Genomic DNA, 25,596 nt, shown 5'->3' with positions numbered 1-25,596 from the left:
AATTAACCCTTCTTGGTCCAGGCGGAGCTGCCGATGATGGAGAGCGGCACCAGATTCAGCTTCTGGTTATGCAGACCGATGTACTCGCGGTAGTCGTAGCGGGCACCGGGGAAGCCGATCATTTTCCACGACACCATGTCGCGGTTGCCGCCATAGACCGGGTCGGCGAAGAAGCCTTCCATGGTGTTGCCGAGCACTTGCTGAAAGAACAGTTTGGCGTCGATGCCGTCCAGCGCGATGTCGCCTTTTTCCAGACCGGTCAGCAGCTTGTCCTGATCGGGCGCGGCGAGGGCGGTAAAGCCCTTCTGGAATTGTTTCTGGCAGTAAGCGTCGAGTCCGGCCAGGCCCAGCCGGTAGCGCTGACGCGGCACCAGTTCGGATTGGTCGCCCTGCATGGGCGTGCCCTTTTCGAACGGGCCCTGCATGTACAGGCGGCTGAACGTGCCGTACTCGCCGGCCAGCTGACGATCGATGAACACGGCGCAGCCTGCGTCCTTGCCACTGACACTCAGGTCGTCGGCGGGAATCAGCCGGGCCACGATCGCCTCGACCGCGGCGGCTTCGGCGTCAGTGAAGAACTGCCAGCCGGGGGTGTCGTAGTGCATCGGGCCGTTGTGATCGAACGGCACCCACTGGGGAACACCGACGACGGTGGCAGCCTTGGCGGTTGCGGCGGCACCGACTGCAAGCGAGGCAGCGGAGGTCTTGAGCAACTGGCGGCGGGTGAAGCCTTTGGATTTTTCTGTCATTCAGGGCTCCTGCGAACGCGACTTCACGGGCCATTGCAGGAATGGTCCGTGTCGAAGTGGCGTTCAGCGTTCTTTATTCACGGTTGGACGGGCATACGATGTGCCCGGCGTCTTGCTTGAGCGGGGGTGTGACATTGGGTCTCTGGTCTGCCGGTGAGCGAGAAGCGCACACTGAGCGGGGCATTGCCCTTGCCGCTGTCATCTTTTCCACGCTGGCGGCAATCATAGATGTGTTACCAGACGTTGCATCGTCCTCATTTCGTAAATGACCGTTACCGATTTCGCAACAGTGCCGGGTTCGACTCAAGTCTCTGCGGGCGTTCGACGTTCCGCCCGCAGCGCTGGGACCCTTGCTTTAGAGGGTCCTGAACGTTCGTGTAATACCGAGATCTATCCACGTTCGATCTGATCCGTTTCTTCTGATGTCATCTGTCATGCAATTGGCGCGTCCATTGTGCCGTTCTGCGCAATAAAGCAAGGCTTCACGGCGATGGGTTCTGATGCGCCGAATGCGCGCGCCACGCTTGCCAGCTTCGCTCAACATGACAGGATTTTCATGAAGATCGCGCCGTGAAACCGGTCACTTCTTGGTATCGTGCACGCCATTTGCGTCCTGATAATCCCCACGCGGGCGCTGTGTCTGTCGTCTTCATCTTCACCGAGTAGCTGTAGAAATGCCCGATCCGATACCCCTCAAGGATCATGAAAAGGAAACCAGGCTGGTCAACAAGCGGTTGATCGCCTGTGCCTTGTTCGTGACCCTGCTCAGTATTGCGCTGGTCTGCCGGATGTATTTCCTGCAGGTCACTCAATACGCCTATCACTCGACCATCTCCGAAAACAACCGTGTGCACGTGCTGCCGATTCCGCCCGAGCGCGGGCTGATCTACGACCGCAACGGAGTGATCCTCGCCGATAACCGCCCAAGCTTTAACCTGACCATGACCCGCGAGCGCGCGGGCGACTGGCATGCGGTGATCGAGGAGCTGATGCACATCCTCAACCTCCCGGACGAAGACCGCATCATTTTCGACAAAGCCATGAAGAACTCGCCCCATCGCTTCGTGCCGGTGACGCTGCTTTATGAGCTGACCGAGGAGCAGATTGCGCTGTTGGCGGTGAACCAGTTCCGTCTGCCGGGGCTGGACGTCGAGGCGCAGTTCGTCCGCCATTACCCGCTGGGCGCACATTTTGCGCACTCGATCGGTTATGTCGGGCGGATCAACGAGAAGGAGGCCACGCAGCTCGATCAGGTCGAGTATCGCGGCACGCAGTCGATCGGCAAGACCGGCATCGAGCGCTTCTACGAAAACGAGCTGCACGGCCACGTCGGTTACGAAGAGGTCGAGACCAACGCCCAAGGGCGCGTGCTGAGGGTACTCAACCACCACGATCCGGTCGCGGGCAAAAGCATCACCCTGAGCCTGGACATCAAGCTGCAGGAAGCCGCCGAGGAGGCGCTGGGTGATCGACGCGGGTCGGTGGTGGCGCTCGACCCTGCCACAGGCGAGGTGCTGGCGATGGTCAGCAAGCCGAGTTTCGACCCCAATCTGTTCGTCACCGGCATCAGTTTCAAGGAGTATTCGGCGTTGCGCGATTCGGTCGACCGACCGTTGTTCAACCGCGTGCTGCGCGGCCTGTATGCGCCGGGGTCCACGATCAAGCCGGAAGTGGCCATCGCCGGGCTCGACAGCGGCATCATCACGCCCTCGACCCGGGTGTTCGATCCGGGTTATTTCCAGCTGCCCGATTTCGACCACAAGTACCGTAACTGGAACCACTCCGGCGATGGCTGGGTGGATCTGAATGCCGCGATCATGCGGTCCAACGACACGTATTTCTATGACCTGGCGCACAAGCTGGGCATTGATCGACTGCACGATTACCTGACCATGTTCGGCATTGGTCAGAAGGTCTCGCTGGACATGTTCGAAGAGTCCGCCGGGCTGATGCCGTCCAAGGAATGGAAGCGCATCACCCGCCGTCAAGCCTGGTTCCCGGGCGAAACGGTGATTCTCGGCATCGGTCAGGGCTACATGCAGGTGACGCCGCTGCAGTTGGCACAGGCCACGGCGCTGATCGCCAACAAGGGCGTGTGGAACCGGCCGCACCTGGCCAAGGAAATCGGCGGCGTGGCGCCAGTCGATGAGCATCCGATGCCCAATATCGTCCTGCGCGATTCGCGGGAGTGGGATCAGGTCAACAACGGCATGCAGTCCGTGATGCACGACCCGCGTGGCATCGCGCGGGCCGCGGCGCAAGGCGCGCAGTACCGCATCGCCGGCAAGAGCGGTACGGCGCAAGTGGTAGCGATCAAGCAGGGCGAGCGCTACAACCGCGACAAAACCCTGGAACGCCACCGCGACAACGCCTTGTTCGTCGGCTTCGCGCCCGCTGCCAACCCGAAAATCGTGGTGTCGGTGATGATCGAAAACGGCGAAGCGGGCGGTCGCGTGGCAGGTCCGGTGGTGCGCCAGATCCTCGACGCCTGGCTGCTCGATCAGGACGGTCATCTCAAGCAGCAATACGCGACACCCGCCGCTGCGCCGGTCAATCCAAAAGTGCAGATCGCGGCGCCCGGCAGGCCCGTCGTGCAGCCGCCGGTCTAAGGGCGAAGCGTTGTGTGACAGGCATGACGCGGTGGCGGGTTTTACCACTGCTGCGCAGCCGAGCGCACTGAGCCGATCGCACCGAGCCGATCCCACTGAACTGTGCACAACGGGGCAGGTCGATGTGAAAGCACGCGCGATGCTGGCAACGGCATCGCCCGCTCAATTCGACTCGACAAGGAAACCTGCCCCATGTCCAGCAGAACCACCGCCGACTACCTCGCCCAAACCCTCGCCGCAGCAGGCGTCTCGAAAATCTGGGGCGTCAGTGGCGACAGCCTGAACGGTCTGACCGACAGCCTCGAACGCCTGGGCAAGATCAAGTGGATGCACACCCGCCATGAAGAGGTGGCGGCCTTCGCAGCCGGTGCCGAGGCGGCGTCCACCGGCAAGCTGGCGGTGTGTGCCGGCAGTTGCGGTCCGGGCAACCTGCATTTGATCAACGGCCTGTACGATTGCCACCGCAGCCGCGTACCGGTATTGGCGATCGCCGCGCAGATTCCTTCTTCGGAAATCGGCCTGAATTACTTTCAGGAGACCCATCCCACCGATCTCTTCAAGGAATGCAGTCACTTCGTGGAAGCGGTGCACAGCGCCGAGCAGTTCCCTCGTGTGCTTGAACGCGCGATGCGCGCTGCGATCAGTCAGCGCGGCGTGGCGGTGATCGTCATTCCGGGCGATGTCGCGTTGAGCCCGGCGCCCGACGCCAAGGCCGAGTGGGTCGACCATGCGCCTGCGCGCGTGATCCCCACCGAGACCGACCTGCAGCGGCTGGTGGACATTCTCGATAAATCCAAGGCGGTGACCTTGCTCTGCGGTGCCGGTTGCGCCGACGCCCACGATCAGGTCGTGGCGCTGGCTGAGAAGCTGGGCGCGCCCGTCGTGCATGCCCTGCGCGGCAAGCAGTACATCGAATACGCCAACCCCTTCGACGTCGGCATGACCGGGCTGATCGGTTTCAGCTCCGGCTACCACGCGATGATGTCATGCGACACGCTGGTGATCCTCGGCAGCAGCTTTCCTTACCGCAACTTCTACCCCGACAAGGCCAGGATCATCCAGATCGACATCGATCCTGCCGCGCTGGGGCGGCGAGTGCCGTTGACGCTGGGCCTCCAGGGCGGCATTGCAGAAACCATCGTCGCCTTGCTGCCGCGCCTCAAGGCCCACACCGATCGCAAGTTTCTCGACAAGGCGCTGGCGCATTACGCCACGGCGCGTGAGGAACTGGATGAACTGGCGACCCCATCGCCCCATGGCGAGCCGATTCACCCGCAATACCTGACGCGCATGGTCGATGCCTATGCCGATCCCGACGCAATCTTCACGGTCGATGTCGGCACACCGACCTTGTGGGCCGCTCGCTATCTGACCATGAACGGCCAGCGCTCGCTGCTGGGCTCGTTCAACCACGGCTCGATGGCCAACGCCATGCCCCAGGCGCTGGGCGCCAAGGCGGCATTCCCCGACCGACAGGTCGTCGCGTTGTGCGGCGACGGGGGCCTTTCGATGCTGATGGGGGATTTGCTGACCATTCGCCAGCTCAACCTGCCGATCAAGATGGTGGTGTTCAACAACAGCTCGCTGGGCTTTGTCGCGATGGAGATGCAGGCCAGCGGCTATGTGCCCCATGACACCGATCTGCACAGCACCAGCTTCGCCAATATCGCCATTGGCGCGGGCATCCTGGGGATCAGGGTGGAAGATTCCGCCGATCTGCCCAACGCGCTTAAAAAAGCGTTCGAGCATCCGGGGCCGGTGCTGGTGGACGTGGTCACTGCCAAGCAGGAGCTGGGCCTGCCGCCGAAAATCAAGCTGGCTCAGGCCAAGGGCTTCAGCCTGTTCATGCTTAAAGCGGTCATGAATGGCAAGGCCGATCAGGTGCTTGAGTTGGCGAAGACCAACTTACGCTGATTGCCGCTCGCACGTGATAGCGGGGCTTAGCCCGCTATCAACCGAAAACGGGTCAGCATTCGGTGACCGCGTCGTTCAGACGCGGTTGCGACCTGGAATTCGCGACCACCGTTTTCGCCGTTTGTTGATCAGGCCATGCGCCTGCAAAGCGGCGCTCGCAGCCCATTTTTTGCCCCCGAAAAGCGCATTTCGCGCACCTTCCGCACCACCCTGAAACACGAATTTCCACTGTTGAAATCTCTTGAAAAAAACCATTGTGCCACCTCGAAAACCGATGTTATGTTGGTAACATCTTGTCTAGAAATGACTGTTCAATAACATTTCCCGATTGATTTCAGCGTGTGTTTCCAGCGGAATTCTCATGGCCAGCAGTCCCTTTCTCGACACCCTGGAGCAACGGTTCAGCGACCTGACGCCGACGGGCAAACGGATTGCCGGCTACCTGTTGGCCAACCCGCAAAAGCTGCCTTTCGAGACGGCCGACAGCATTGCTCAGCAGACCGGCACCACCGGCATTTCGGTAGGGCGTTTCTTGCGTTCGCTGGGCTACCGCAATATCGACGACGTCAAACAGAGTCTTCGTGGCGACAGCGCAAGTCCCTGGGTCATCACCGACCGGCTCGGCGCGTTCCGTGAAGAGAGCACCCACGGCGATGCACTGGAGCGCTCGATGAACCGCGAGCTCGAGGCCATTCAACGGGTGTACGCCCTGGCCCGCAGCGAGACGTTCGGACGCATCGTCGAGCAGTTGTTCAGCGCCGACGCGGTGTTCATCGTCGGCATCCAGACCACGCGCGGCATCCTCAATGCCTTCTTCACGCACCTGGAATACATTCGGCCCAAGGTCTATTACGTCGACGGACTGTCGGGCACCTACGCCGAATCGCTGAACTCGCAGTTCGACAACCCCTACGCGGTGATTGCGGACTTTCGCACCTACTCGTCGGTGACCCGCACGTTTTGCGAAGTCGCTCATCAACAGGGCCTGGCCCTGGCTTTCATCACTGATTTTCACTGTCCGTGGGCGCGGGACTATCCGATGGACCTCTTGCAGCTGAACGCCGATGTCGGCCAGTTCTGGGATTCGCTGGCGCCGCTGACCTGTCTGTTCAACCTGATGGTGTCGGCCGTGGCGGAAAAATACGGCGATCGCCTCGATGAGCGGCTGGCGAAGAACCGTGAATTGCAACAATTGTTCGGCCAGTTCGAATGATGCATCGCGCATCCGGCCGGCCAGAAATCTGAACGTGTGCTACCTGATCTGGAGTGTGTTTACGTGAATAGCCCCCTCGTCGAAGTCGATGCCCGCGCGCTGCAGGTCGAGGTCGACCTGATCTATGCCGGTGTCGACAACCTGGCCGGCAAACAGATTTATCAGGACCCGCGCTGCCTGCTGCACCGCGATGCCGAGGCACGGCTGCGCCAGGCCAGTGTGCTGGCCCGGCAGGCAGGCCTGCGCCTGCGCATTTTCGATGCCTATCGCCCGCCCTACGCCCAGGCGCTGTTGTGGGAGGCGCTGCCCAACCCGGAATACGTGCGCGATCCGGGCCTGGGCTCGCACCATACCCGTGGCGTGGCGGTGGACCTGACCCTCATCGATGCGCACGGCAAGGCGCTGGACATGGGCACGGGGTTTGACGACATGCGCGCCCACTCACATCAGTTTTTCGCTGATCTGCCCGCCGACGTGCAACGCAATCGCTTGCTGCTGCTGGGCATCATGCTGGCTGCCGGCTTCACCTACATCGACAGCGAATGGTGGCACTACGAGCTGCCGGGTGCGGACCAGTATCCGCTGATCGACGATGGTTCGATCCGCCCGGCGAGCTGACGGCCACGGCGCCTGAACCGACACGCGACACCTGACCGGGACGTTCATGAATCCCGGCTGAATCTGGCAGCGACCTGAACTCGAACGAGCAGGGCGCGCCATTTCGGAGGCCGCAAGGCATCTGAGCTTTGACTGCCCGGTATAGCTTCAATAACAAACCTGACGAACTTCCACACATCGAACGATCAAGGAACCGGCATGAAATCAATCGTTACTCCGCATTCGCTGGCGATGGCCATCCTCTGTACCGCCATGGGCCTTGGTGCCTGGCAATCGGCCAGTGCCGCTGTGCCTCAGGACACGCTGATGATCGGCAAGCCGTCCGATCCGCAAACCCTGGACCCGGCCGTGACCATCGACAACAACGACTGGACCGTGACCTATCCGGCCTATCAGCGGCTGGTGACTTACAAGGTCGAGGACGGCAAGGGCAGCACCGAGGTGCAAGGCGAGCTCGCCAGTGGCTGGACGACCTCGGCCGACAACCTGACCTGGGAATTCAAGCTCAAGCCGGGCAACAAGTTCGATGACGGCGCAGAGGTCAACGCCGAAGCCGTGAAGTTTTCGTTCGACCGGGTGATGAAGCTCAAGCAAGGGCCGTCCGGCGCATTCCCCGATGACATGACGGTATCGGTGGTCGATCCGCTGACCGTGAAATTCACCCTCAAGGCGCCTTACGCGCCGTTTCTCTCGACCCTGGCGCACAACGGCGCGGCCATCATCAACCCGGACGTCGCGAAGAAAACCGAAGGCGCGGATGCATATCTGTCGACTCACACCGCAGGCTCCGGCGCGTTCAAGCTGGTGAACTGGCAGAAAGGCCAGACCCTGACGATGGAGCAGAACAGCTATTACGCAGGTCCCAAACCCACCCTGAAAAAGGTTGTGGTGAAGATCATCGGCGAGGCTTCCGTGCGCCGCCTGCAGCTGGAACACGGTGATCTGGACATCATCGAAGACATGCCCGAAGACCAGCTGGAAGCGCTGGCCAAGAAGTCCGGCATCGTCGTCGGCGACTACCCGTCATTGCGCGTCACCTTGCTGTACCTGAACACCCAGAAGCCGCCGATGAACAACCCCGATGCACGACGCGCCATTGTCGAGTCGCTCGATTATGACGGCATCATCAACGGCATTCTCAAAGGTAAGGCCAAGACGCTGAACGGTCCGATCCCGCAAGGCATGTGGGCCTATGACGACAAGCAGCCGGCGTTCAGGCAGGACCTGGCCAAGGCCAAGGACGATCTGGCCAAGGTCTCGCCGAAGATCAGCAACCTGACCTTCATGTACTCGGACAAGGACCCGAACTGGGAGCCGATCGGCCTGACCCTGCAAGCCGGCCTGCAATCGCTGGGCGTCAACCTGAAGATGGAAAAGCTGGCCAACGCCAGCATGCGCGAGCGCCTGGGCACCGGTGACTTCGACGTTGCCATCGGCTCGTGGAGCCCGGACTTCGCCGACCCCTACATGTTCATGAACTTCTTCTTCGATTCGAAGCTGAAGGGGCTGGCGGGTAACCGTTCGTTCTACGACAACCCGGCGGTGGACAAGCTGATCCGCGAGTCGGCCACCACCAACGACATGGCCAGGCGCACCGAGCTGTATCAGCAGGCGCAGAAGATCGTGCTCAACGACAGCGTCTACGCCTACCTGTACCAGAAGGCGTACACCTTGCCGATGAGCGAAAAGGTCAAGGGCTACGTGTTCAACCCGATGCTTGAGCAGGTGTTCAACATCGGCACGATCACCAAGTAAGTCGTTGTCGCCCGCGACCCCGAGGGGTTGGCGGGCAGAAGTGATCGGCTTGCCACAGCGCCAGTCGCTGCGGGAGTGAATGGGTGAGTGAGCGGCGGCACATCCGCTGAAGATGGGCCTGCTGATTCATCGCCTCACCCATGCATTCGCTCCCACAGTGGCCGGGGCGCTTGGCAAGACCGTGTCCGCGAACTGTTTCGTGTTGTCGATTTTCATGCGTGACCGAGGTGCCTGATGGCCTTCCTGACTCTTTTGCGTAAACGCCTGGGCGGCCTGCTGCTGGTGGTCTTCGGCGTTTCCCTGATTACATTTTCCATTTCCCACCTGATCCCGGGCGATCCTGCGCGACTGATCGCCGGGGACCGTGCCACCGATGCCATTGTCGAGAACATTCGTCACCAGCTGGGGCTGGATCTGCCGCTGTATCAGCAATACGGGCGTTACATGCTCGACCTGCTGCATGGCGACCTGGGCACATCGATTCGCACCCATCGTCCCGTGCTGGAAGATTTGCAGGCGTTCTTTCCTGCCACCCTCGAACTGGCGCTGGCTGCGCTGACGTTGTCGATTCTGGTGGGTGTGCCGCTGGGCGTGCTGTCGGCGGTTTACCACAACCGCTTCATCGATCAGGTTGCCCGCACGCTGGCCGTGACCGGGATTTCCACGCCCGCATTCTGGCTCGGACTGGGCCTGATCGTGCTGTTTTACGGTCACCTGAACTGGCTGCCTGGCAGTGGCCGGATCGATGAAGGGCTGGACGCGCCGCCCACGGTCACCGGGTTCTACCTGATCGACACCGTGCTGGCCGGGGACACGGGCCTGTTTTTCAACGCGGTCCAGCATCTGATTCTGCCGGCAATCACGCTCGGGTTCGTCAACCTGGGCGTTGTGGCCCGGCAGATTCGCTCGGCGATGCTCGATCAGCTGGGCGAAGACTACATCCGCACCGCGCGGGCGTACGGCCTGTCGAAATGGGCGGTGATCCTGCGCCACGCGCTGCCCAACGCGCTGATCCCGTCGGTGACGGTGCTGGGCCTGACGTTGGGCGATCTGCTCTACGGCGCGGTGCTCACCGAGACGGTGTTCGCCTGGCCCGGCATGGGGGCGTACGTGGTCAAGTCGATCCAGTCGCTGGATTTCCCGGCGGTGATGGGCTTCGCGATTCTGGTCTCTTTCATCTATGTGCTGCTGAACATGGCGATCGATCTGCTGTACCGCCTGATCGACCCGCGCATCGGCGAGGTCAACTGAAATGTCCGCTCAAATTTCCGCGCCCGTGGTGGCGCCGCTGCCCAAAGCTTCGCGCTGGCAGGACAAACTGGCGTATCTGGCGCATCAGGTCCGCCGCAGCCCGCTGACCATGGCGGGGCTGGTGATCACGCTGCTGGTGCTGCTGTGCATGATCTTCGCGCCGTGGCTGGCGTCCCACGATCCCAACGCCCTGAACCTCACTCAGCGACTGGCCGCGCCGTCGTCGGCGCACTGGTTCGGCACCGACGAAGTGGGCCGTGATCTGTTCAGCCGTGTGCTGTACGGCAGCCGGCAGTCAGTGGGCGTCGGCCTGTTCGTCGCGTTTGCCTCGTGTCTGGCCGGCGGCCTGCTGGGTTGCATGTCCGGCATCATTGGCGGGCGCTTCGACAGCCTGATCATGCGCTTGATGGACATTATGCTGTCGGTCCCGTCGCTGGTGCTGATCATGGCCCTGGCCGCCGCATTGGGCCCGAGTCTGTTCAACGCGATGCTGGCGATCACGCTGGTGCGCATTCCGTTCTACGTACGACTGGCGCGGGGCCAGGCGCTGAGCATCCGTCAGATGGGTTACGTGAAGGCCGCCGAAACCTTCGGCGCCGGACGCTGGCACATGGTGTTGTGGCACGTGGCGCGCAACGCCATGCCGCCACTGCTGGTGCAACTGAGCCTGGACATCGGCAGCGCGATTCTCATGGCCTCGGCCTTGGGTTTCATCGGCCTGGGCGCGCAGCAACCCACTGCGGAGTGGGGCGCCATGGTGGCGACCGGGCGCAATTACATCCTCGATCAATGGTGGTATTCGACGTTTCCGGGGCTGGCGATTCTGGTCACCGCCACCGGTTTCAATCTCTTGGGCGACGGCGTGCGTGACCTGCTCGACCCACGCCAGCAGGGGAAATGACCATGCAGACGCACACTCCAATTCATTCCCGTGGCGGCGCGCCGGTGCTGGCCATCGATAACCTGAGCATCGAGTTCCCGGCCTACAAAAGTACGGTCAAGGCGCTCAACGGCGTCTCCCTGCACGTCAATCCGGGGGAAATCGTCGGTGTGATCGGCGAGTCCGGATCGGGCAAGTCGGTGACTGCCATGCTCAGCCTGCGTCTGCTGCCCGAGCGCGCTTATCAGGTCAAAAGTGGCAGCCTCAACATCCTTGGGCGCGACATGCTCACTGCCCGGGAAAAGGACTTGCTCAGCGTGCGCGGCCGCGATGCGGCGATGATCTTTCAGGAACCGATGACCGCATTGAATCCAACCCGGCGCATCGGTCGGCAAATGCTCGATGTGATCATTCATCATCAGCAGTTGAGCAAGGCCGATGCCCGAGCCAAAGCGGTTGCCCTGTTGCGCGACATGCACATCGCCGACCCCGAGCAGGTGATGAACAGCTACCCGTTCGAGCTGTCGGGCGGGATGCGTCAGCGGGTGATGATCGCACTGGCGTTTTCCTGCGATCCGCAGTTGCTGATCGCGGACGAACCGACCACGGCGCTGGACGTGACGGTGCAGCGCCAGGTGCTGTTGCTGCTGCGGGAAAAGGCCCGAGAACGCGGCACGGCGATTCTGCTGATCACCCACGACATGGCGCTGGTCTCGCAGTTCTGCGATCGGGTGTACGTCATGTACACCGGCGCCGTGGTGGAGCAGGGCATCACCGCGCAAGTCATGGCTGATCCGCGGCATCCGTACACCCAGGGGCTGCTCAGCGGACTGCCGGAACAGGTTGAGCCCGGTCAGGCGCTGATGACGATTCCGGGTCAGGTGCCGAACCTCTCGGCGTTGCCTGAAGGCTGTACGTTTCGCGATCGATGCGCGTTCGCCATGGCGCAATGCGTGCAGCGCCCGCCGATGCAAACCCTTGACGCCGAAGCGGATCGCAAGAGCGCGTGCTGGCTCAGCGCGCCGTCCCACCAGCCTGTTCAGGAGTCGCTGTCATGACCGGCACCGCCCCTATATCCTCCTTCGCAGAGCGTCCGGCCATCCTCGGTCTGCAAGACGTGCGCGTGCATTATCCGATGGGCAAGGACTGGCTTGGTCGACCCAAGGCCCTGGCCCATGCCCTCAACGGCATCGACCTGCAGGTCCGCGCCGGTGAAACCCTTGGCGTGGTAGGCGAGTCCGGCTGCGGCAAGAGCACGCTGGCGCAGTTGCTGATGGGGCTGATCAAGCCGACGTCCGGGCGACTGGACTGGGTCTATAACGATGCCAAAGAGCGCAGCAGCAACGTCCAGATCGTCTTCCAGGATCCGCAATCCTCGCTCGACCCGCGGCTGCCGGTGTGGAAGGTGATCACCGAACCGCTGTTCGTCCAGCGTTCCGCGCCACGTCGCGACATGCGCGAGATCGCTGCCAAAGTGGCGTCGCAGGTGGGCATTCGCACGGAGTACATGGACCGTTTCCCACACCAGTTTTCCGGTGGGCAACGCCAGCGCATCGCCATCGCCCGCGCGCTTTCGTCGAACCCGGACATCATTGTGCTCGACGAGCCGACCTCGGCGCTGGACATCTCGGTGCAGGCGCAGATCCTCAATCTGCTGGCCGAGCTGCAGCGCACCCGCGACCTGACCTACATCCTCATTTCCCACAACGTTTCTGTGGTGCGGCACATGGCCGACCGGGTAGCGGTGATGTACCTGGGGCAGATCGTCGAGTTGGGCAGCGCTGCCCACGTGCTCGAGCGCCCGCGCCATCCGTACACGCAACTGCTTCTGGAGGCCGTTCCACGGCTGGGCGTTGCCGTGGATGAGACCCAGGTCTCGGCGCCCACCGAACTCCCCGGCAACCGCAATCTGCCAACAGGCTGTTTTTTCAGGGACCGCTGCCCGAAGGCAACCACCGGCTGCGACAGACCGCAAGCCCTGCTGCCGGCCAAAGGCGCCGTGGCAGGGGAATGGGTGCGGTGTCATTTGCAGTCGCAATGAGTGCATCTGAACAGAAGCGGAGACAAACAAGCGCGCTCCTGCAAGGGTGCGCGGCGCTGTCAGGGGAGTCCAAGACCTGTGGGAGTGAGCCCACTGTCTTTAACAGCCCCTCGATCAACGGCGTGACGCCCGAGGCTTTCCCGGCTAAAGCCGGTCCTACAAACATTTGCAGCGCCCACCGGGATATGTGGTGTCGACTGATTCGTTGATCACCCGAAGGTTCTTACGAAGGTTGCAGCGTACAGGCGGTCGCCAGGCACTCCCTGAACAGTCGCTGCAACGGCAACTGCCGGTTGGCATGGCGCATGACCATCGCCAGTTCCCGGTAGAAGGTCAGGGGGCCGAGTTCAATGATGCGGATCTGTGCCGCGCGCTCCATCCACAGCCCGGCTCGGGGTACCAGCGACACGCCTAGGCCGGCTTCGACCATGCGAACGATGGCATCGACTTCGTCCAGCTCAAGACCTGGCCGGGTGTCGATTTTCTGCGCACGCAGAAAGCGCGTGACCTGCCGCCCGCCGAACGAGTGCCGGTCGTAGCGCACGAAACGTGTATCGCGCAGCAGTTGCAGCGGATCATCGCCCTCGACGGTGGCCGGGGCGATCAACACGAAGGGCTCGCGCTCGATGATCTCCAGATGCAGTTCCTTGGGCAGCGCGAAGGGCGGTCGGATCAGCAGTGCCAGGTCGATCTCACCCGCGTCGACGCTGTTGAGCAGGGTTTGCGAGACACCCGGAATGACCTTCGCCTCCACCGTCGCCGCCTGACGGTTGAACTGCACCAGTGCCGCAGGCAGCAGGCCGGTCTGCACCGTGGCGATGGCGCCGATGCGCAACTCCCCGAAATAACCACTGTCGATGGACGGCGCAGCCATGCGCTCGTACAGCGCGACGATTTCCCGGGCCATGGGAAGCGCGCGCAGCCCCGCGGCGTTCAATGTCGCGCTGCGGCCGCTGCGGTCGAACAATGGGGTGCCGAGGGACTTCTCCAGCGTGCGAATCTGCGCGCTGACCGCCGACTGGGTCAGGCCGATCTGGTTGCCGGCAGCGACAAACGTGCCGAGGCGCTCGACAGCAATGAAGGTTTTAAGCTCGCGAATCATGGCAACTCACTGATCGAAATAATTGTGGCTCGGCGCGAAAATTATGATCTTTCCATCAATGATTCAATGGGTAAAGATGGCTGCAGCCCATTAAGAGGAGCATCACCCGTGACCGCCAGCAGCCCGAAGCTATCTCCGTTTCACCTCGCCATCCCCGTTCATGACCTGGCGGCAGCCCGGCACTTTTACGCCAACGTGTTCAACCTGCCGGAAGGCCGCTCCAGTGATCACTGGGTGGATTTCGATTTCTTCGGCCATCAACTGGTCATTCACGAACACCCTCAGACCGACTCCCAGGCCCATGCCGGGACCAATGCGGTGGACGGTCATGACGTGCCCGTTCCGCATTTCGGAGTCGTGCTTGGCTGGGAGGAATGGGAAGCGCTGGCCGATCGGCTGAAGGGGCAGGGCGTCAAGTTCGTCATCGAACCCTACATACGATTCAAAGGCCAGGTCGGCGAACAGGCGACGATGTTCCTGTTCGATCCGTGCGGTAACGCGCTGGAGTTCAAAGCGTTCAAAGACATGGGGCAGTTGTTCGCCAAGTAACGTTTCTACGCCAACTACGCAGCGTGATGATTAATCATTGCGCTGCACATAATTGGATCCCGTTAAACAGACTTCGCCGGATGTTTAAACATATCGTCATTTTCCCCTGCCTATAAAAATCGTTCTACGAGTGTCCACGACGACCGGTACTAAACTCTGTCGCCGGTCAGCCGAAGTATATTTCGGGCCGCGTCTTCCCTTTCTTTGAACAACCCCGTACAAAGCGCAGCGCGCGCCCGATCGGCTACGCATTCTCGTCGCTGTCATTCTTGGTTATGGACACAATCGTATGATCAAACGTCTGGGTTTCAGCAGAAAGATCCTGCTGGCCGCTGCATTGATAGTTGTCGTTGCTTTCTCGTGCTTCATTCTGGTGAACGACTTTCGCCAGCGCGAAACATTGAAGAACAACGTAGATACCGAACTGCAACAGTTAGGAAGTCTGACAACTCAGAACATTCAAACCTGGCTCGATAGCCGCACGCAGTTGTTGTATTCCATGGCCCAGCAGATTGCGGCAGATGGCCCTGCGGTCAGCGGCCTGCCACGTATCGTCGGGCTGCCGGTTTACCCGGACAACTTCCAGCTCAGTTACTTCGGCGGCAAGGACGGTGTGATGTTCTCCGTGCCAGCGGGTAATCGTGCGGCGGACTACGACCCACGGGCCCGCGGCTGGTACAAGGCGGCCGATGCGGCGCAGGGCACGATCGTCACTGAGCCGTACATTGCGGCCTCTTCCGGCAAACTGGTGGTGACCCTGGCGACGCCGGTCCGCCAGCAGGGTCAGATGATCGGCGTTGCCGGTGCAGACATCTCCCTGGACGCCATCAGCAAGACCATCAACTCGCTGAACTTCGGCGGACATGGTTACGCCTACATCGTCAGCGCCGACGGGAAAATTCTGATTCACCCAGACAGCAAGCTGGTCCTGAAGAATGTCAGTGAAGCCTATCCAAGTGGCGCACCGAAAATCGCACCCGGCGTCTACGAAATCGAATCGGCCGGCAAGGCGCAGTTCATTTCGTTCACCAAGGTCGAAGGCCTGTCTTCGGCGAACTGGTACGTGGCGCTGGTGCTGGACCGCGACGCCGCGTATTCGATGCTCAGCGAATTCCGTTCTTCGGCGATCCTGGCGATGGTGATTGCCGTCGCGATCATCATGTTGCTGCTGGGCCTGCTGATTCGCGTCCTCATGCAGCCGCTGCACCAGATGGGTCTGGCGATGCAGGACATCGCCGACGGCGAAGGCGATCTGACCAAGCGACTGTCGATCGTCTCGCAGGACGAGTTCGGCGCGCTGGCATTGTCCTTCAACCGCTTCGTCGAGCGTATTCACGGCTCGATCCGTGAGGTGGCGTCCACCGCAGGCCAGCTGGGTGAAGTCGCTGCGCGGGTCGTGGGTGCGTCCAACTCGTCCATGGGCAACTCCGACCAGCAGTCCAGCCGCACCAGCAGCGTGGCTGCAGCGATCAACCAGCTTGGCGCCGCGGCCCAGGAGATCGCGCAGAACGCTGCGCTCGCCTCGCAGCACTCCAGCGAAGCCACGCAACTGGCGACCGAAGGCCAAGGGGTGGTCACGCAGACCATCAAGGCGATGAATCAGTTGTCGGAAAAGATCAGTGAGTCCTGCGCGAACATCGAGACCCTGAACAACAAGACCGCCAACATCGGCCAGATTCTGGAAGTGATCACCGGCATCTCTCAGCAGACCAACTTGCTGGCCCTCAACGCGGCCATCGAGGCGGCGCGTGCCGGTGAAGCGGGGCGCGGTTTTGCCGTGGTCGCCGACGAAGTGCGCAACCTGGCGCATCGCACCCAGGATTCCGCGCAACAAGTGCAGGGCATGATCGAAGAGCTGCAGGTGGGCGCCCGTGACGCGGTGGCCAACATGACGGAGAGTCAGCGTCAAAGCGAAAGCAGCGTGACCATCGCCAATCAGGCCGGCGAACGCCTGAACAGCGTGACCCGCCGCATCGGCGAAATCGATGGCATGAACCAGTCGGTTGCAACCGCCACCGAAGAACAGACCGCGGTGGTCGAGTCGATCAACGTCGACATTACGGAAATCAACACGCTCAATCAGGAAGGCGTGGACAACCTGAAGTCGACGCTGGACGCCTGCCGGCACCTTGAACACCAGACTGCGCGCTTGCAGCATCTGGTGGGCACGTTCCGGATCTGACCGTCGTCAACACAGTGTAAAACAGCGGGACTCACGGCTGGCCGGGCAATCCGGCCGCCATCCGCAAACCCAGATGCAGCGCCGTGGTGAACATCTGGCCATGGTTGCGTCCGTTGAATGCCCGGTAACTGGCCTCGGTGCCGGGCAGCGTCGCCAGATGCTCCGCCAGCAGGCGATTGGCGTCGGCGGGCACGGCCTGCATCTGCTGCCTTCTCTGCGGCGAGCCGCCATCGAATTGCGCGATTGGCGGCTTGCCTTCTCTTTCGCCCTTGACGATCACCACGTGCTTCGCTGTTTCGGGCGCCAATGCGCGCAGCGCCATGCCCTTATCGAAGGTGGTCGGCTGATACCACAGCGAGGCGCTGGCGGCAATCCAGGTCTGGAACGCATCGGGCCGTGCCAGCATCGCATCGAGCACGAACAGCCCGCCGAACGAATGCCCCCACAGCGTTTGCCGTTTCAGGTCCACCGACCAGTTTGCCCGCACCTTCGGCTTGATGCCGGTTTCGATCGTCGTCAGGAACGCCAACGCCGTGTCGCCCGTGTAGTCGCGGGTGCGTTGTTCGCCGTCGTAGGTGCCGTCGATGTCGTAGCCGATCATCACCAGCAGCGGCGCAGCGCCCGCATCGAGTTCGCCTAACCAGCTGTCCTGCAATTCGGCCAGCGCATTGTTGCCATCCAGCAGGTACATCACCGGATAGCCAGTGGCTGGCGCCGCGTTGCGCGGGATGCCGATGTCGAGGCGGTAATGGCGCTGACCGTCCGGGGAGTCGACGTTCAAGCGTTCGAAGCGGTAATTGGCAGAGCCGGTTGCAGCCAAGGTGCGGTTCTCCTGATTGTCGGCGCCTGCCATCAGGGACAGGGCGCCGAGCAGTATGAGGGTGAGGATTCGTGTGCAGTTCATCCCGTTGCGCCTGTGCGAATGACGTGGCGGTGGACATTCCAGGCGCGCGTTTGCCCGCGAGCGCACGCTGTCTGTCGTTAATTCAAGCATTGATACGCCGCCATCGAAGGTATGTGCGCTTTTCAGTCGTTCGACTTGTCTAGCCCGCATCCTGCCAAGACCGCTGCTCTACACAAACATGTCGACAAAATACGCGAATCATCCCGCATCAAATAGTCAACGAACTGTTATCTCGCGGTCATCGACGGGTCATCGAACTGCCACACGCTCGCTCTAATGTCACTCGCACCGAACGCGGCCATGGACGGGCAAGGCGCACGTTTCGCCGGTGGCAGGACGCCGGATCCACACGACAAGATGAGACAAGAGAAGCCCATGAACGCAGCTATCCATGTCGACCGCTTGAACAAGACATTCGCTCGCAAGACCGCTTTGGTTGACCTGGCATTGTCTATACAACCCGGAGAAATGGTAGCGCTGATCGGCGCATCCGGCTCTGGCAAATCCACGCTGTTGCGCCACTTGGCAGGCCTTGCCTGCTGCGACCGGGCCAACGGTGGCACCGTCACGGTGCTGGGTCGCGAAGTGCAAGTCTCGGGACGACTCAACAGCAAGGTGCGCCGCCTGCGTGCCGACATCGGCTACATCTTTCAGCAATTCAATCTGGTCAGTCGCCTGAGCGTGCTCGACAACGTGCTGCTGGGCTGTCTGGGCCGTATGCCGCGCTGGCGTGGCAGCCTGGGCCTGTTCAACGCCGAAGAGAAAGACCGTGCGATGGCCAATCTGGCCCGCGTCGGCCTGGCGGATCTGGCTAAGCAGCGCGCCTCGACGTTGTCGGGCGGCCAGCAGCAACGGGTCGCCATCGCCCGGGCGCTGACCCAGCAGGCCGAGGTCATTCTCGCCGACGAGCCGATCGCCTCGCTGGACCCCGAGTCCGCGCGCAAGGTCATGGAAATTCTCGCCGACATCAACCGCCAGGACGGCAAGACCGTCGTGGTGACCCTGCATCAGGTCGATTACGCCGTGCGCTATTGCCCGCGGGCCGTGGCGCTGAAAAACGGCCGCATTCATTTCGACGGCAATGGCGCTGACCTGAGCGGCCAGTTCCTCAACGATCTTTACGGCGCCGACGCCGACGCCAGCCTCATGTTCGCCGACCAGGCCCGTCACGCCGAGCGCCCCGCGCGACTGACGCTGGCACAGGCCTGAGCGCGCCGCTGGATGGCGTCGCCCGTCAGCGCTGCACGACCACAACAGCAACACCTCAACCCACGTTTCAGGAGCTCTCCATGTTGAACCGTATCGGTCGCGTGTTCGCGTCTGCCGCCCTTGTTGCCGGTTGCCTCACAGGCGCCGCGCAGGCAGACGAAAGCACAATCAACTTCGGCATCATGTCCACCGAGTCTTCGCAAAACCTGAAAAGCGTCTGGCAGCCGTTTCTCGACGACATGTCGAAAAAGACCGGCCTGAACGTCAACGCCACTTTCGCCTCCGACTACGCGGGCCTGATCCAGGGCATGCGTTTCAACAAGGTCGACGTGGCCTGGCTGGGCAACAAGGCGGCGATGGAGGCGGTCGACCGCTCGGGCGGCGAAATTTTCGCCCAGACCGCCGCCGCCAATGGTGCGCCGGGCTACTGGAGCGTGATCATCGCGCGCAAGGACAGCCCGATCAATTCGGTCGAGGACATGCTCAAGCACGCCAAGGAGCTGACCTTCGGCAACGGTGATCCGAACTCCACGTCCGGCTATCTGGTCCCGGGCTATTACGTGTTCGCCAAGAACAACGTCGACGCCGCCACCGCCTTCAAACGCACGCTCAATTCCAGCCACGAAGTCAACGCCCTGAGCGTGGCCAAGGGGCAGCTGGATGTCGCCACCTTCAACACCGAAAGCTGGGACCGTCTGGAGGTCACTCAGCCGGACAAGGCAGCCCAGCTCAAAGTGATCTGGAAGTCGCCGATCATCCCGGCCGACCCGATGGTCTGGCGCAAAGGCATGTCCGATGCGACCAAGAACAAGATCCGCGATTTCTTCGCGCACTACGGCGACACCGAGGAAGAAAAGACGGTGTTGAAGAACATGCAGATGGGCAAGTTCCTCAAGTCTTCGGATGACCAGCTGCTGACCATCCGCCAGCTTGAACTGTTCAAGCAGAAGACCGAAACCACCGCCAGCACCAGCTTGAGCGCCGATGAAAAAACCGCGCGCCTGAAAGAAATCGACGCCGGCCTGACCAGGCTGCAGGACCGTATTTCCGAGCTGGAAAAACAGAGCACCGCCAAGGCGGGCTGATGTGACCGGCGCGGCGCCGCTGCAGGTGGGCGCCGCGCCCGATATCGCTGTTCGAGTGTTAGCCAACGGGACTGTTTATGACCACTCACGCTGCATACCTTGAAACCGCCGGGGGCAAGCGCAACTGGCTGCAATACCTGGGCTGGGGCCTGTTTCTGGCCGTGATGGGCTGGGCCTGGCACGGCGCCGAAATGAACCCGCTGGCGCTGTATCGCGACGCCGGCAACATGGCGACCTTCGCCGCGGATTTCTTCCCACCGGATTTCCACGAATGGCGCGCCTACCTCAAGGAAATGATCGTCACCGTGCACATCGCGCTGTGGGGCACGCTGCTGGCGATCGTCTGCTCGGTGCCGCTGGGTGTGCTGTGCGCGGACAACATCACACCGTGGTGGATTCACCAGCCGCTGCGCCGGGTGATGGACGCCTTCCGTTCGATCAATGAAATGGTCTTCGCGATGCTCTTCGTCGTCGCGGTCGGCCTGGGTCCGTTCGCCGGTGTGCTGGCGCTGTGGATCAGCACCACTGGCGTGCTTGCCAAACTGTTCGCCGAAGCGGTCGAGGCCATCGACCCAGGTCCCGTGGAAGGGGTGCGGGCGACCGGCGCCAGTGCGCTGCAGGAAGTGATCTTCGGTGTCATTCCGCAGGTCATGCCGCTGTGGATTTCCTATGCGCTCTACCGCTTCGAATCGAACGTGCGCTCGGCCACGGTGGTGGGCATGGTCGGTGCCGGCGGCATCGGCGTGATCCTCTGGGAAAACATCCGCGCGTTCCAGTTCACCCAGACCTGCGCAGTGCTGCTGGTGATCATCGTGGTGGTCAGTGTGATTGACATCTTCTCCCAGCGCCTGCGCAAGCAATTCATTTAACGATCACGACAGGAGAGGGTGCGAACCCTTTTTTTTAGCCATGCATTTGTCTAGACAAGCTGACCCCGAGTGCCGTGAACCGATGTACCGCGAACTGGCAGAAACCCTGCGCAGCGAACTCGGCAGCTACATCGCGGGCGAATACCTGCCGGCCGAAACCCGGCTCGCGGCACGCTTCGACGTCAATCGCCACACCATCCGCCGGGCCATCGATGAACTGGTGCGCGAAGGCTGCCTGCTGCGTCGCCAAGGCAAAGGCACGCAAGTGCTGGGTCGCCCGCTGGTGTATCCGGTGGCGGCGCAGAGCGCCTACAGCCAGTCGCTTTCTGCCTTGGGCCATGGCGTCGAAGCGGTCCTGTTGCAGCGCCGCCGGTGTGTGGCCACGCGTGAAGAAGCCGAGCATCTGGGCCTGGAAGAGCACGCGCCGCTGATCGAACTGCAGACCCTGCGCCGCCTCGACGGTCAGCCGGTGAGTTTGATTCGCCACCGTTATTGCGCCACGCGCGCCGGCCTGCTGGCGGACTACCAGAGTGGCTCGGTGCGCGAGTTTCTGGCCGCGCGCAACCTTGCGCTGACCCGCACGTTCAGCCTGATCGGGGCGCGTCTGCCCAGTCGGGAAGAGGCCAGCGTGCTGCTGATGCCGCGCCATCTGCCCGCGCTGACCGTGCTCACCCTTTCCCGCGATGCCAGCGGACAGCCCGTGGAAATCGCTCATTCCACCAGCCGCTCCGACCGCTTTCAGTATCAGATCGTCACCTGATGGAGATGCCTTCGATGACTGCAACATCCGCTTTCGACACCGCGCCCGAACAGGCGGCCCGTCAACACTGGATCGGCGTGCTGTCGCGCAGCCGCCGCGCCGAGTTGCTGCCTCACGAGGCCGCCCTGCGCGATGCCGAGTATCAACTGATCCGCGCGCCGGAAATCGGCATGGCCCTGGTGCGTGGGCGCATGGGCGGCAACGGCGCGCCGTTCAATGTCGGCGAAATGAGCGTCACCCGCTGTGTGGTGCGGCTGGCCGACGGGCGCACCGGTTACAGCTACCTGGCCGGTCGCGACAAGGCGCTGGCCGAACTCGCAGCGCTGGCCGACGCGCATCTGCAAGGCGCGCAACAGGCTCACTGGATGCGTGAGCTGATCGAACCGCTGGCGCTGGCCCACGCCGAACGCCGTTCACAACAACAAGCCGAAACCGCCGCGACCAAAGTGGACTTCTTCACGCTGGTCAGAGGAGAAAACTGATGAGCACCTCTCTCGTTACTGCGTCGTTGTTACAGCCTGCTTTCGCCGATCCGGTGCTTGATTCGCAGCGCAGCTTTCGCGCGGCGCTCAAGGCACTGGCCGGTCCCGGCGTCGCCCAGAGCCTGTTGAGCGCACAGACTCCGCCGCACCTGGAGGGGCTCGCAGCGGCAAGCCACGCCTTGTGCCTGGCGTTGCTGGATGTCGACACGCCGCTGTGGCTGGCGCCTGCCTTCGACACTCAGGCGATCCGCGCCAACCTGACATTTCATTGCGGTTGCCCGATTGTCAGCGACCGACAGAACGCACGCTTCGCGCTGCTCGATGACAGCCAGCTGCACGACCTCAGCGGGTTCGACTTGGGCAACGACCGTTACCCGGATCAGTCGTGCACGCTGCTGATTCAGCTGCCGAGCCTGCAGGGCGGCCGTCAGGTGGCGCTGCGCGGGCCCGGCATCGAGAACCAGAACCACGTCAGTCTGCCGCTGCAGGAAGCCTTCTGGGAAGAGCGCGACTCGCGTAACGATTTTCCCCGCGGCATCGATGTGTTTTTTCTCGCGGGCAGCGAGCTGATGGGGCTGCCACGCAGCACTCAGGTCGCCTTTAAACCCGCTGTTGCCAAGGGAGGTGCCTGATGTACGTTGCCGTCAAGGGTGGCGAGCAGGCCATCGATAACGCCCACAAGCTGCTGGCCAAAAAACGCCGGGGCGACACCTCGGTCGCCGAGCTTGCCGTCGCGCAGATCCAGCAACAGCTGCCGCTGGCCGTGGCCAGGGTCATGACCGAGGGTTCGCTGTACGACGAAGAACTGGCCGCGCTGGCCATCAAACAGGCAGCCGGCGATCTGGTGGAAGCAATCTTCCTGCTGCGCGCCTATCGCACCACCTTGCCGCGTTTTTGCGCAAGCTTGCCGATCGACACCTCGGACATGCTGCTCAACCGTCGTCTGTCTGCCACGTTCAAGGACGTGCCCGGCGGCCAGTTGCTCGGCCCGACCTTCGACTACACCCACCGCCTGCTGGATTTCAGCCTGCTCGCCGAAGGCGACCATGCAGGGCCGCAGACCCGCGCCGATGCCCGCGTCGAGGCGTGCCCCCGGGTAATGGGGCTGCTGGCCAGGGAAGGGCTGATCAAGGAGGAGGCCGATACCGGCGCGCCGGTCGCCGACATCACCCGCGAGCCGCTGGAATACCCGGCCAGCCGCGCCGAGCGTCTGCAGGCGCTGACCCGCGGCGACGAGGGCTTCCTGCTGGCGTTGGGTTATTCCACGCAACGCGGCTATGGCCGCAATCATCCCTTCGCGGGGGAAATCCGCGTGGGTGAAGTGGACGTCTGGATCGAGCCGGAAGAGCTGGGTTTCCCGATCTCCATCGGCGCGATCGAAGTCACCGAATGCGAAATGGTCAACCAGTTCGTCGGCTCCGCCAGCGAACTGCCGCAGTTCACCCGCGGCTACGGTCTGGCCTTCGGGCATGCCGAACGCAAGGCCATGGGCATGGCGCTGGTGGATCGCTCCCTGCGTGCCGGCGAGTACGCCGAAGAAATCGTCTCACCGGCGCAGCAGGAGGAATTCGTCCTGGCGCACTGCGACAACGTTGAAGCCAACGGCTTCGTCTCGCACCTCAAGCTGCCGCACTACGTCGACTTCCAGGCCGAACTGGAACTGATCCGCAAACTGCGCACGCCTGCCAAGGAGCAAGCCCGATGAACGCTGCTACGCAACCTCGTCATTCGCCCCGGGAATCCCGCGATGAGGCTTACAACTTCGCCTATCTGGATGAACAGACCAAACGCATGATCCGTCGCGGCCTGCTCAAGGCGGTGGCGATTCCCGGCTATCAGGTGCCATTCGGTGGCCGTGAAATGCCGCTGCCGTACGGCTGGGGTACCGGTGGCATGCAACTCACCGCGGCCATTCTGGGCGCAGAAGACGTGCTCAAGGTCATCGACCAGGGCGCCGACGACGCCACCAACGCGGTGTCGATTCGCCGCTTCTTCGCGCGCACCGCCGGTGTCGCGACCACCGAGCGTACGCCTGAAGCGACGATCATCCAGACCCGCCACCGGATTCCGGAAACGCCGCTGCACAGCGACCAGATCATGGTCTATCAGGTGCCGATTCCCGAGCCGCTGAGGTTCATCGAGCCCTCGGAAACCGAGACCCGCACCATGCACGCGCTGAATGACTATGGCGTGATGCACGTCAAGCTCTACGAAGACATCGCCACCTTCGGCCACATCGCCACGGCTTACGCCTATCCGGTGACGGTGGACGAACGCTACGTGATGGACCCGTCGCCGATCCCCAAATTCGATAACCCGAAACTCGACATGAGCCCGGCGCTGATGCTGTTCGGCGCCGGTCGCGAGAAACGCCTGTACGCCGTCCCGCCCTTCACCCGCGTCACCAGCCTGGATTTCGAGGACCACCCGTTCGAGGTGCAGAAATGGGCGCACAACTGCGCCATTTGCGGCAGTCACGACTCGTTCCTCGATGAACTGATTCTGGATGATCAGGGCACCCAGAGCTTCGTCTGCTCGGACACCGATTACTGCGCCCAGCGCGTCAACGAAGGGAGGACAGGCCAATGAACGCAGCTCAGAAGGTTCATCAGGCCGTGGCCGCCGACCCGGCGCTGCCGCTGCTCAAGGTCAACGGCCTGAGCAAGTTGTATGGCCCGGAAAAAGGCTGTCAGGACGTGAGTTTCGAGCTCTACCCCGGCGAAGTACTGGGCATCGTCGGCGAGTCCGGCTCCGGCAAATCGACACTGCTTTCGTTGCTCAGCGGGCGTTGTCCGCCGGACAGCGGGGTGATCGATTACCGCACGACGCAGGGGACGTGGCTGGACCTTTACAGCGCCAGCGAAGCCGAGCGCCGGACGTTGCTGCGCACCGAGTGGGGGTTCGTCGAACAGAACCCCCGTGACGGCCTGCGCATGGCGGTGTCGGCCGGTGCCAACATCGGCGAGCGGCTGATGGCTCAGGGCATCCGCCATTATCAGCAACTGCGCGCCGCGGGTCTCGACTGGCTCGATCAGGTGGAAATCGATCCGGCGCGTATCGACGACTTGCCAAGGACCTTTTCCGGCGGCATGCAGCAGCGCCTGCAGATCGCCCGCAACCTGGTTTCCGGACCGCGTCTGGTGTTCATGGATGAGCCGACCGGCGGGCTGGATGTCTCGGTGCAGGCGCGCCTGCTTGACCTGATGCGCGGGCTGGTCCGCGAACTGGATCTGGCGGTGGTGATTGTCACCCACGATCTGGCCGTGGCGCGATTGCTGGCTGACCGGCTGATGGTCATGCGCCGTTCGCGCGTGGTGGAAACCGGGCTGACCGACCAGATCCTCGACGATCCGCAACACCCGTATTCGCAGTTGCTGGTGTCTTCGGTGCTGCAACCTTGATGACCGCCCTGATCCGGCTTATG

General features: G+C 62.3%; 23 protein-coding genes. 20 read left to right on the top strand and 3 right to left on the bottom strand.

The window, feature by feature from the left end; genetic code table 11:
- Positions 1 to 2: 2 nt before the first annotated feature.
- Positions 3 to 749 (bottom strand): gluconate 2-dehydrogenase subunit 3 family protein, encoded by a 747-nt coding sequence (locus tag AAGQ88_RS14560; RefSeq protein ID WP_342652728.1) that lies wholly within the window; start codon positions 747 to 749, stop codon positions 3 to 5.
- Positions 750 to 1,423: 674 nt separating this feature from the next.
- Between AAGQ88_RS14560 and mrdA the strand changes: the two genes are divergently transcribed.
- The 9 genes from mrdA (at position 1,424) to AAGQ88_RS14515 (ending at position 13,030) form a co-directional block, all read left to right on the top strand.
- The gene (gene mrdA / locus AAGQ88_RS14555; protein WP_285423481.1) at positions 1,424 to 3,358 is read left to right on the top strand and encodes a penicillin-binding protein 2; all 1,935 of its coding nucleotides are present in this window, start codon (positions 1,424 to 1,426) and stop codon (positions 3,356 to 3,358) included.
- A gap of 192 nt (positions 3,359 to 3,550) precedes the next feature.
- Positions 3,551 to 5,272 (top strand): ubiquinone-dependent pyruvate dehydrogenase, encoded by a 1,722-nt coding sequence (gene poxB, locus AAGQ88_RS14550; RefSeq protein ID WP_342652727.1) that lies wholly within the window; start codon positions 3,551 to 3,553, stop codon positions 5,270 to 5,272.
- A gap of 361 nt (positions 5,273 to 5,633) precedes the next feature.
- Complete coding sequence (locus AAGQ88_RS14545; RefSeq protein ID WP_342652726.1) at positions 5,634 to 6,485, top strand: MurR/RpiR family transcriptional regulator; 852 nt, start codon at positions 5,634 to 5,636, stop codon at positions 6,483 to 6,485.
- 63 nt (positions 6,486 to 6,548) lie between these two features.
- Entirely contained in the window at positions 6,549 to 7,103 is a 555-nt protein-coding gene (gene ddpX / locus AAGQ88_RS14540; protein ID WP_285423485.1) for a D-alanyl-D-alanine dipeptidase, read from the top strand.
- Positions 7,104 to 7,301: 198 nt separating this feature from the next.
- On the top strand, positions 7,302 to 8,858 hold the full coding sequence (locus AAGQ88_RS14535; protein WP_342652725.1) for an ABC transporter substrate-binding protein: 1,557 nt from the start codon (positions 7,302 to 7,304) through the stop codon (positions 8,856 to 8,858).
- A gap of 234 nt (positions 8,859 to 9,092) precedes the next feature.
- Positions 9,093 to 10,109 (top strand): ABC transporter permease, encoded by a 1,017-nt coding sequence (locus tag AAGQ88_RS14530; protein WP_342652724.1) that lies wholly within the window; start codon positions 9,093 to 9,095, stop codon positions 10,107 to 10,109.
- A 1-nt stretch (position 10,110) separates the two neighbouring features.
- Positions 10,111 to 11,010 (top strand): D,D-dipeptide ABC transporter permease, encoded by a 900-nt coding sequence (ddpC, locus tag AAGQ88_RS14525; RefSeq protein ID WP_342652723.1) that lies wholly within the window; start codon positions 10,111 to 10,113, stop codon positions 11,008 to 11,010.
- 2 nt (positions 11,011 to 11,012) lie between these two features.
- Positions 11,013 to 12,047, top strand: a complete 1,035-nt coding sequence (locus AAGQ88_RS14520) for an ABC transporter ATP-binding protein (RefSeq protein ID WP_342652722.1) — start codon at positions 11,013 to 11,015, stop codon at positions 12,045 to 12,047.
- Positions 12,044 to 13,030 (top strand): oligopeptide/dipeptide ABC transporter ATP-binding protein, encoded by a 987-nt coding sequence (locus AAGQ88_RS14515; RefSeq protein ID WP_342652721.1) that lies wholly within the window; start codon positions 12,044 to 12,046, stop codon positions 13,028 to 13,030. The genes AAGQ88_RS14520 and AAGQ88_RS14515 overlap by 4 nt, the downstream gene beginning before the upstream one ends.
- Before the next feature lie 223 nt (positions 13,031 to 13,253).
- Here AAGQ88_RS14515 and AAGQ88_RS14510 read toward each other — a convergent pair whose 3' ends face one another.
- On the bottom strand, positions 13,254 to 14,132 hold the full coding sequence (locus tag AAGQ88_RS14510) for a LysR family transcriptional regulator (RefSeq protein WP_342652720.1): 879 nt from the start codon (positions 14,130 to 14,132) through the stop codon (positions 13,254 to 13,256).
- Between the two features lie 108 nt (positions 14,133 to 14,240).
- Between AAGQ88_RS14510 and AAGQ88_RS14505 the strand changes: the two genes are divergently transcribed.
- Positions 14,241 to 14,681 (top strand): VOC family protein, encoded by a 441-nt coding sequence (locus AAGQ88_RS14505; protein WP_285423492.1) that lies wholly within the window; start codon positions 14,241 to 14,243, stop codon positions 14,679 to 14,681.
- Between the two features lie 289 nt (positions 14,682 to 14,970).
- Entirely contained in the window at positions 14,971 to 16,863 is a 1,893-nt protein-coding gene (locus AAGQ88_RS14500) for a methyl-accepting chemotaxis protein (RefSeq protein ID WP_342652719.1), read from the top strand.
- Between the two features lie 31 nt (positions 16,864 to 16,894).
- Here AAGQ88_RS14500 and AAGQ88_RS14495 read toward each other — a convergent pair whose 3' ends face one another.
- The gene (locus AAGQ88_RS14495) at positions 16,895 to 17,767 is read right to left on the bottom strand and encodes an alpha/beta hydrolase-fold protein (protein WP_342652718.1); all 873 of its coding nucleotides are present in this window, start codon (positions 17,765 to 17,767) and stop codon (positions 16,895 to 16,897) included.
- 375 nt (positions 17,768 to 18,142) lie between these two features.
- On the opposite strand from AAGQ88_RS14495, the gene phnC reads away from it, so the two are divergent.
- The 9 genes from phnC (at position 18,143) to phnK (ending at position 25,573) form a co-directional block, all read left to right on the top strand.
- Positions 18,143 to 18,976: a phosphonate ABC transporter ATP-binding protein gene (gene phnC / locus AAGQ88_RS14490; protein WP_342652717.1), complete on the top strand. Its 834-nt coding sequence runs from the start codon at positions 18,143 to 18,145 to the stop codon at positions 18,974 to 18,976.
- An 80-nt stretch (positions 18,977 to 19,056) separates the two neighbouring features.
- Positions 19,057 to 20,061 carry a phosphonate ABC transporter substrate-binding protein gene (phnD, locus tag AAGQ88_RS14485; protein ID WP_342652716.1) on the top strand — a complete coding sequence of 335 codons (1,005 nt, stop codon included), beginning with the start codon at positions 19,057 to 19,059 and terminating at the stop codon, positions 20,059 to 20,061.
- Positions 20,062 to 20,138: 77 nt separating this feature from the next.
- Entirely contained in the window at positions 20,139 to 20,930 is a 792-nt protein-coding gene (gene phnE / locus AAGQ88_RS14480) for a phosphonate ABC transporter, permease protein PhnE (RefSeq protein ID WP_342652715.1), read from the top strand.
- A gap of 40 nt (positions 20,931 to 20,970) precedes the next feature.
- Positions 20,971 to 21,690 (top strand): phosphonate metabolism transcriptional regulator PhnF, encoded by a 720-nt coding sequence (phnF, locus tag AAGQ88_RS14475; RefSeq protein WP_285423498.1) that lies wholly within the window; start codon positions 20,971 to 20,973, stop codon positions 21,688 to 21,690.
- Positions 21,691 to 21,704: 14 nt separating this feature from the next.
- Positions 21,705 to 22,172, top strand: coding sequence for a phosphonate C-P lyase system protein PhnG (phnG, locus tag AAGQ88_RS14470; RefSeq protein ID WP_285423499.1), 468 nt, complete (start codon positions 21,705 to 21,707; stop codon positions 22,170 to 22,172).
- Positions 22,172 to 22,804 (top strand): phosphonate C-P lyase system protein PhnH, encoded by a 633-nt coding sequence (gene phnH / locus AAGQ88_RS14465; RefSeq protein WP_342652714.1) that lies wholly within the window; start codon positions 22,172 to 22,174, stop codon positions 22,802 to 22,804. Before phnG ends, phnH begins: the two co-directional genes overlap by 1 nt.
- Positions 22,804 to 23,877 (top strand): carbon-phosphorus lyase complex subunit PhnI, encoded by a 1,074-nt coding sequence (locus tag AAGQ88_RS14460; protein WP_342652713.1) that lies wholly within the window; start codon positions 22,804 to 22,806, stop codon positions 23,875 to 23,877. Before phnH ends, AAGQ88_RS14460 begins: the two co-directional genes overlap by 1 nt.
- Positions 23,874 to 24,761 (top strand): alpha-D-ribose 1-methylphosphonate 5-phosphate C-P-lyase PhnJ, encoded by an 888-nt coding sequence (locus AAGQ88_RS14455; protein WP_342652712.1) that lies wholly within the window; start codon positions 23,874 to 23,876, stop codon positions 24,759 to 24,761. The genes AAGQ88_RS14460 and AAGQ88_RS14455 overlap by 4 nt, the downstream gene beginning before the upstream one ends.
- Positions 24,758 to 25,573: a phosphonate C-P lyase system protein PhnK gene (gene phnK, locus AAGQ88_RS14450; protein ID WP_285423503.1), complete on the top strand. Its 816-nt coding sequence runs from the start codon at positions 24,758 to 24,760 to the stop codon at positions 25,571 to 25,573. Before AAGQ88_RS14455 ends, phnK begins: the two co-directional genes overlap by 4 nt.
- Positions 25,574 to 25,596: the final 23 nt, after the last annotated feature.

The sequence above is a fragment of the Pseudomonas sp. F3-2 genome (genome assembly GCF_038804275.1).
In the GTDB taxonomy this organism is placed as follows: domain Bacteria; phylum Pseudomonadota; class Gammaproteobacteria; order Pseudomonadales; family Pseudomonadaceae; genus Aquipseudomonas.
Note: the sequence above shows the minus strand (reverse complement) of the source record. Positions and strands in the feature narration are given on the sequence as shown.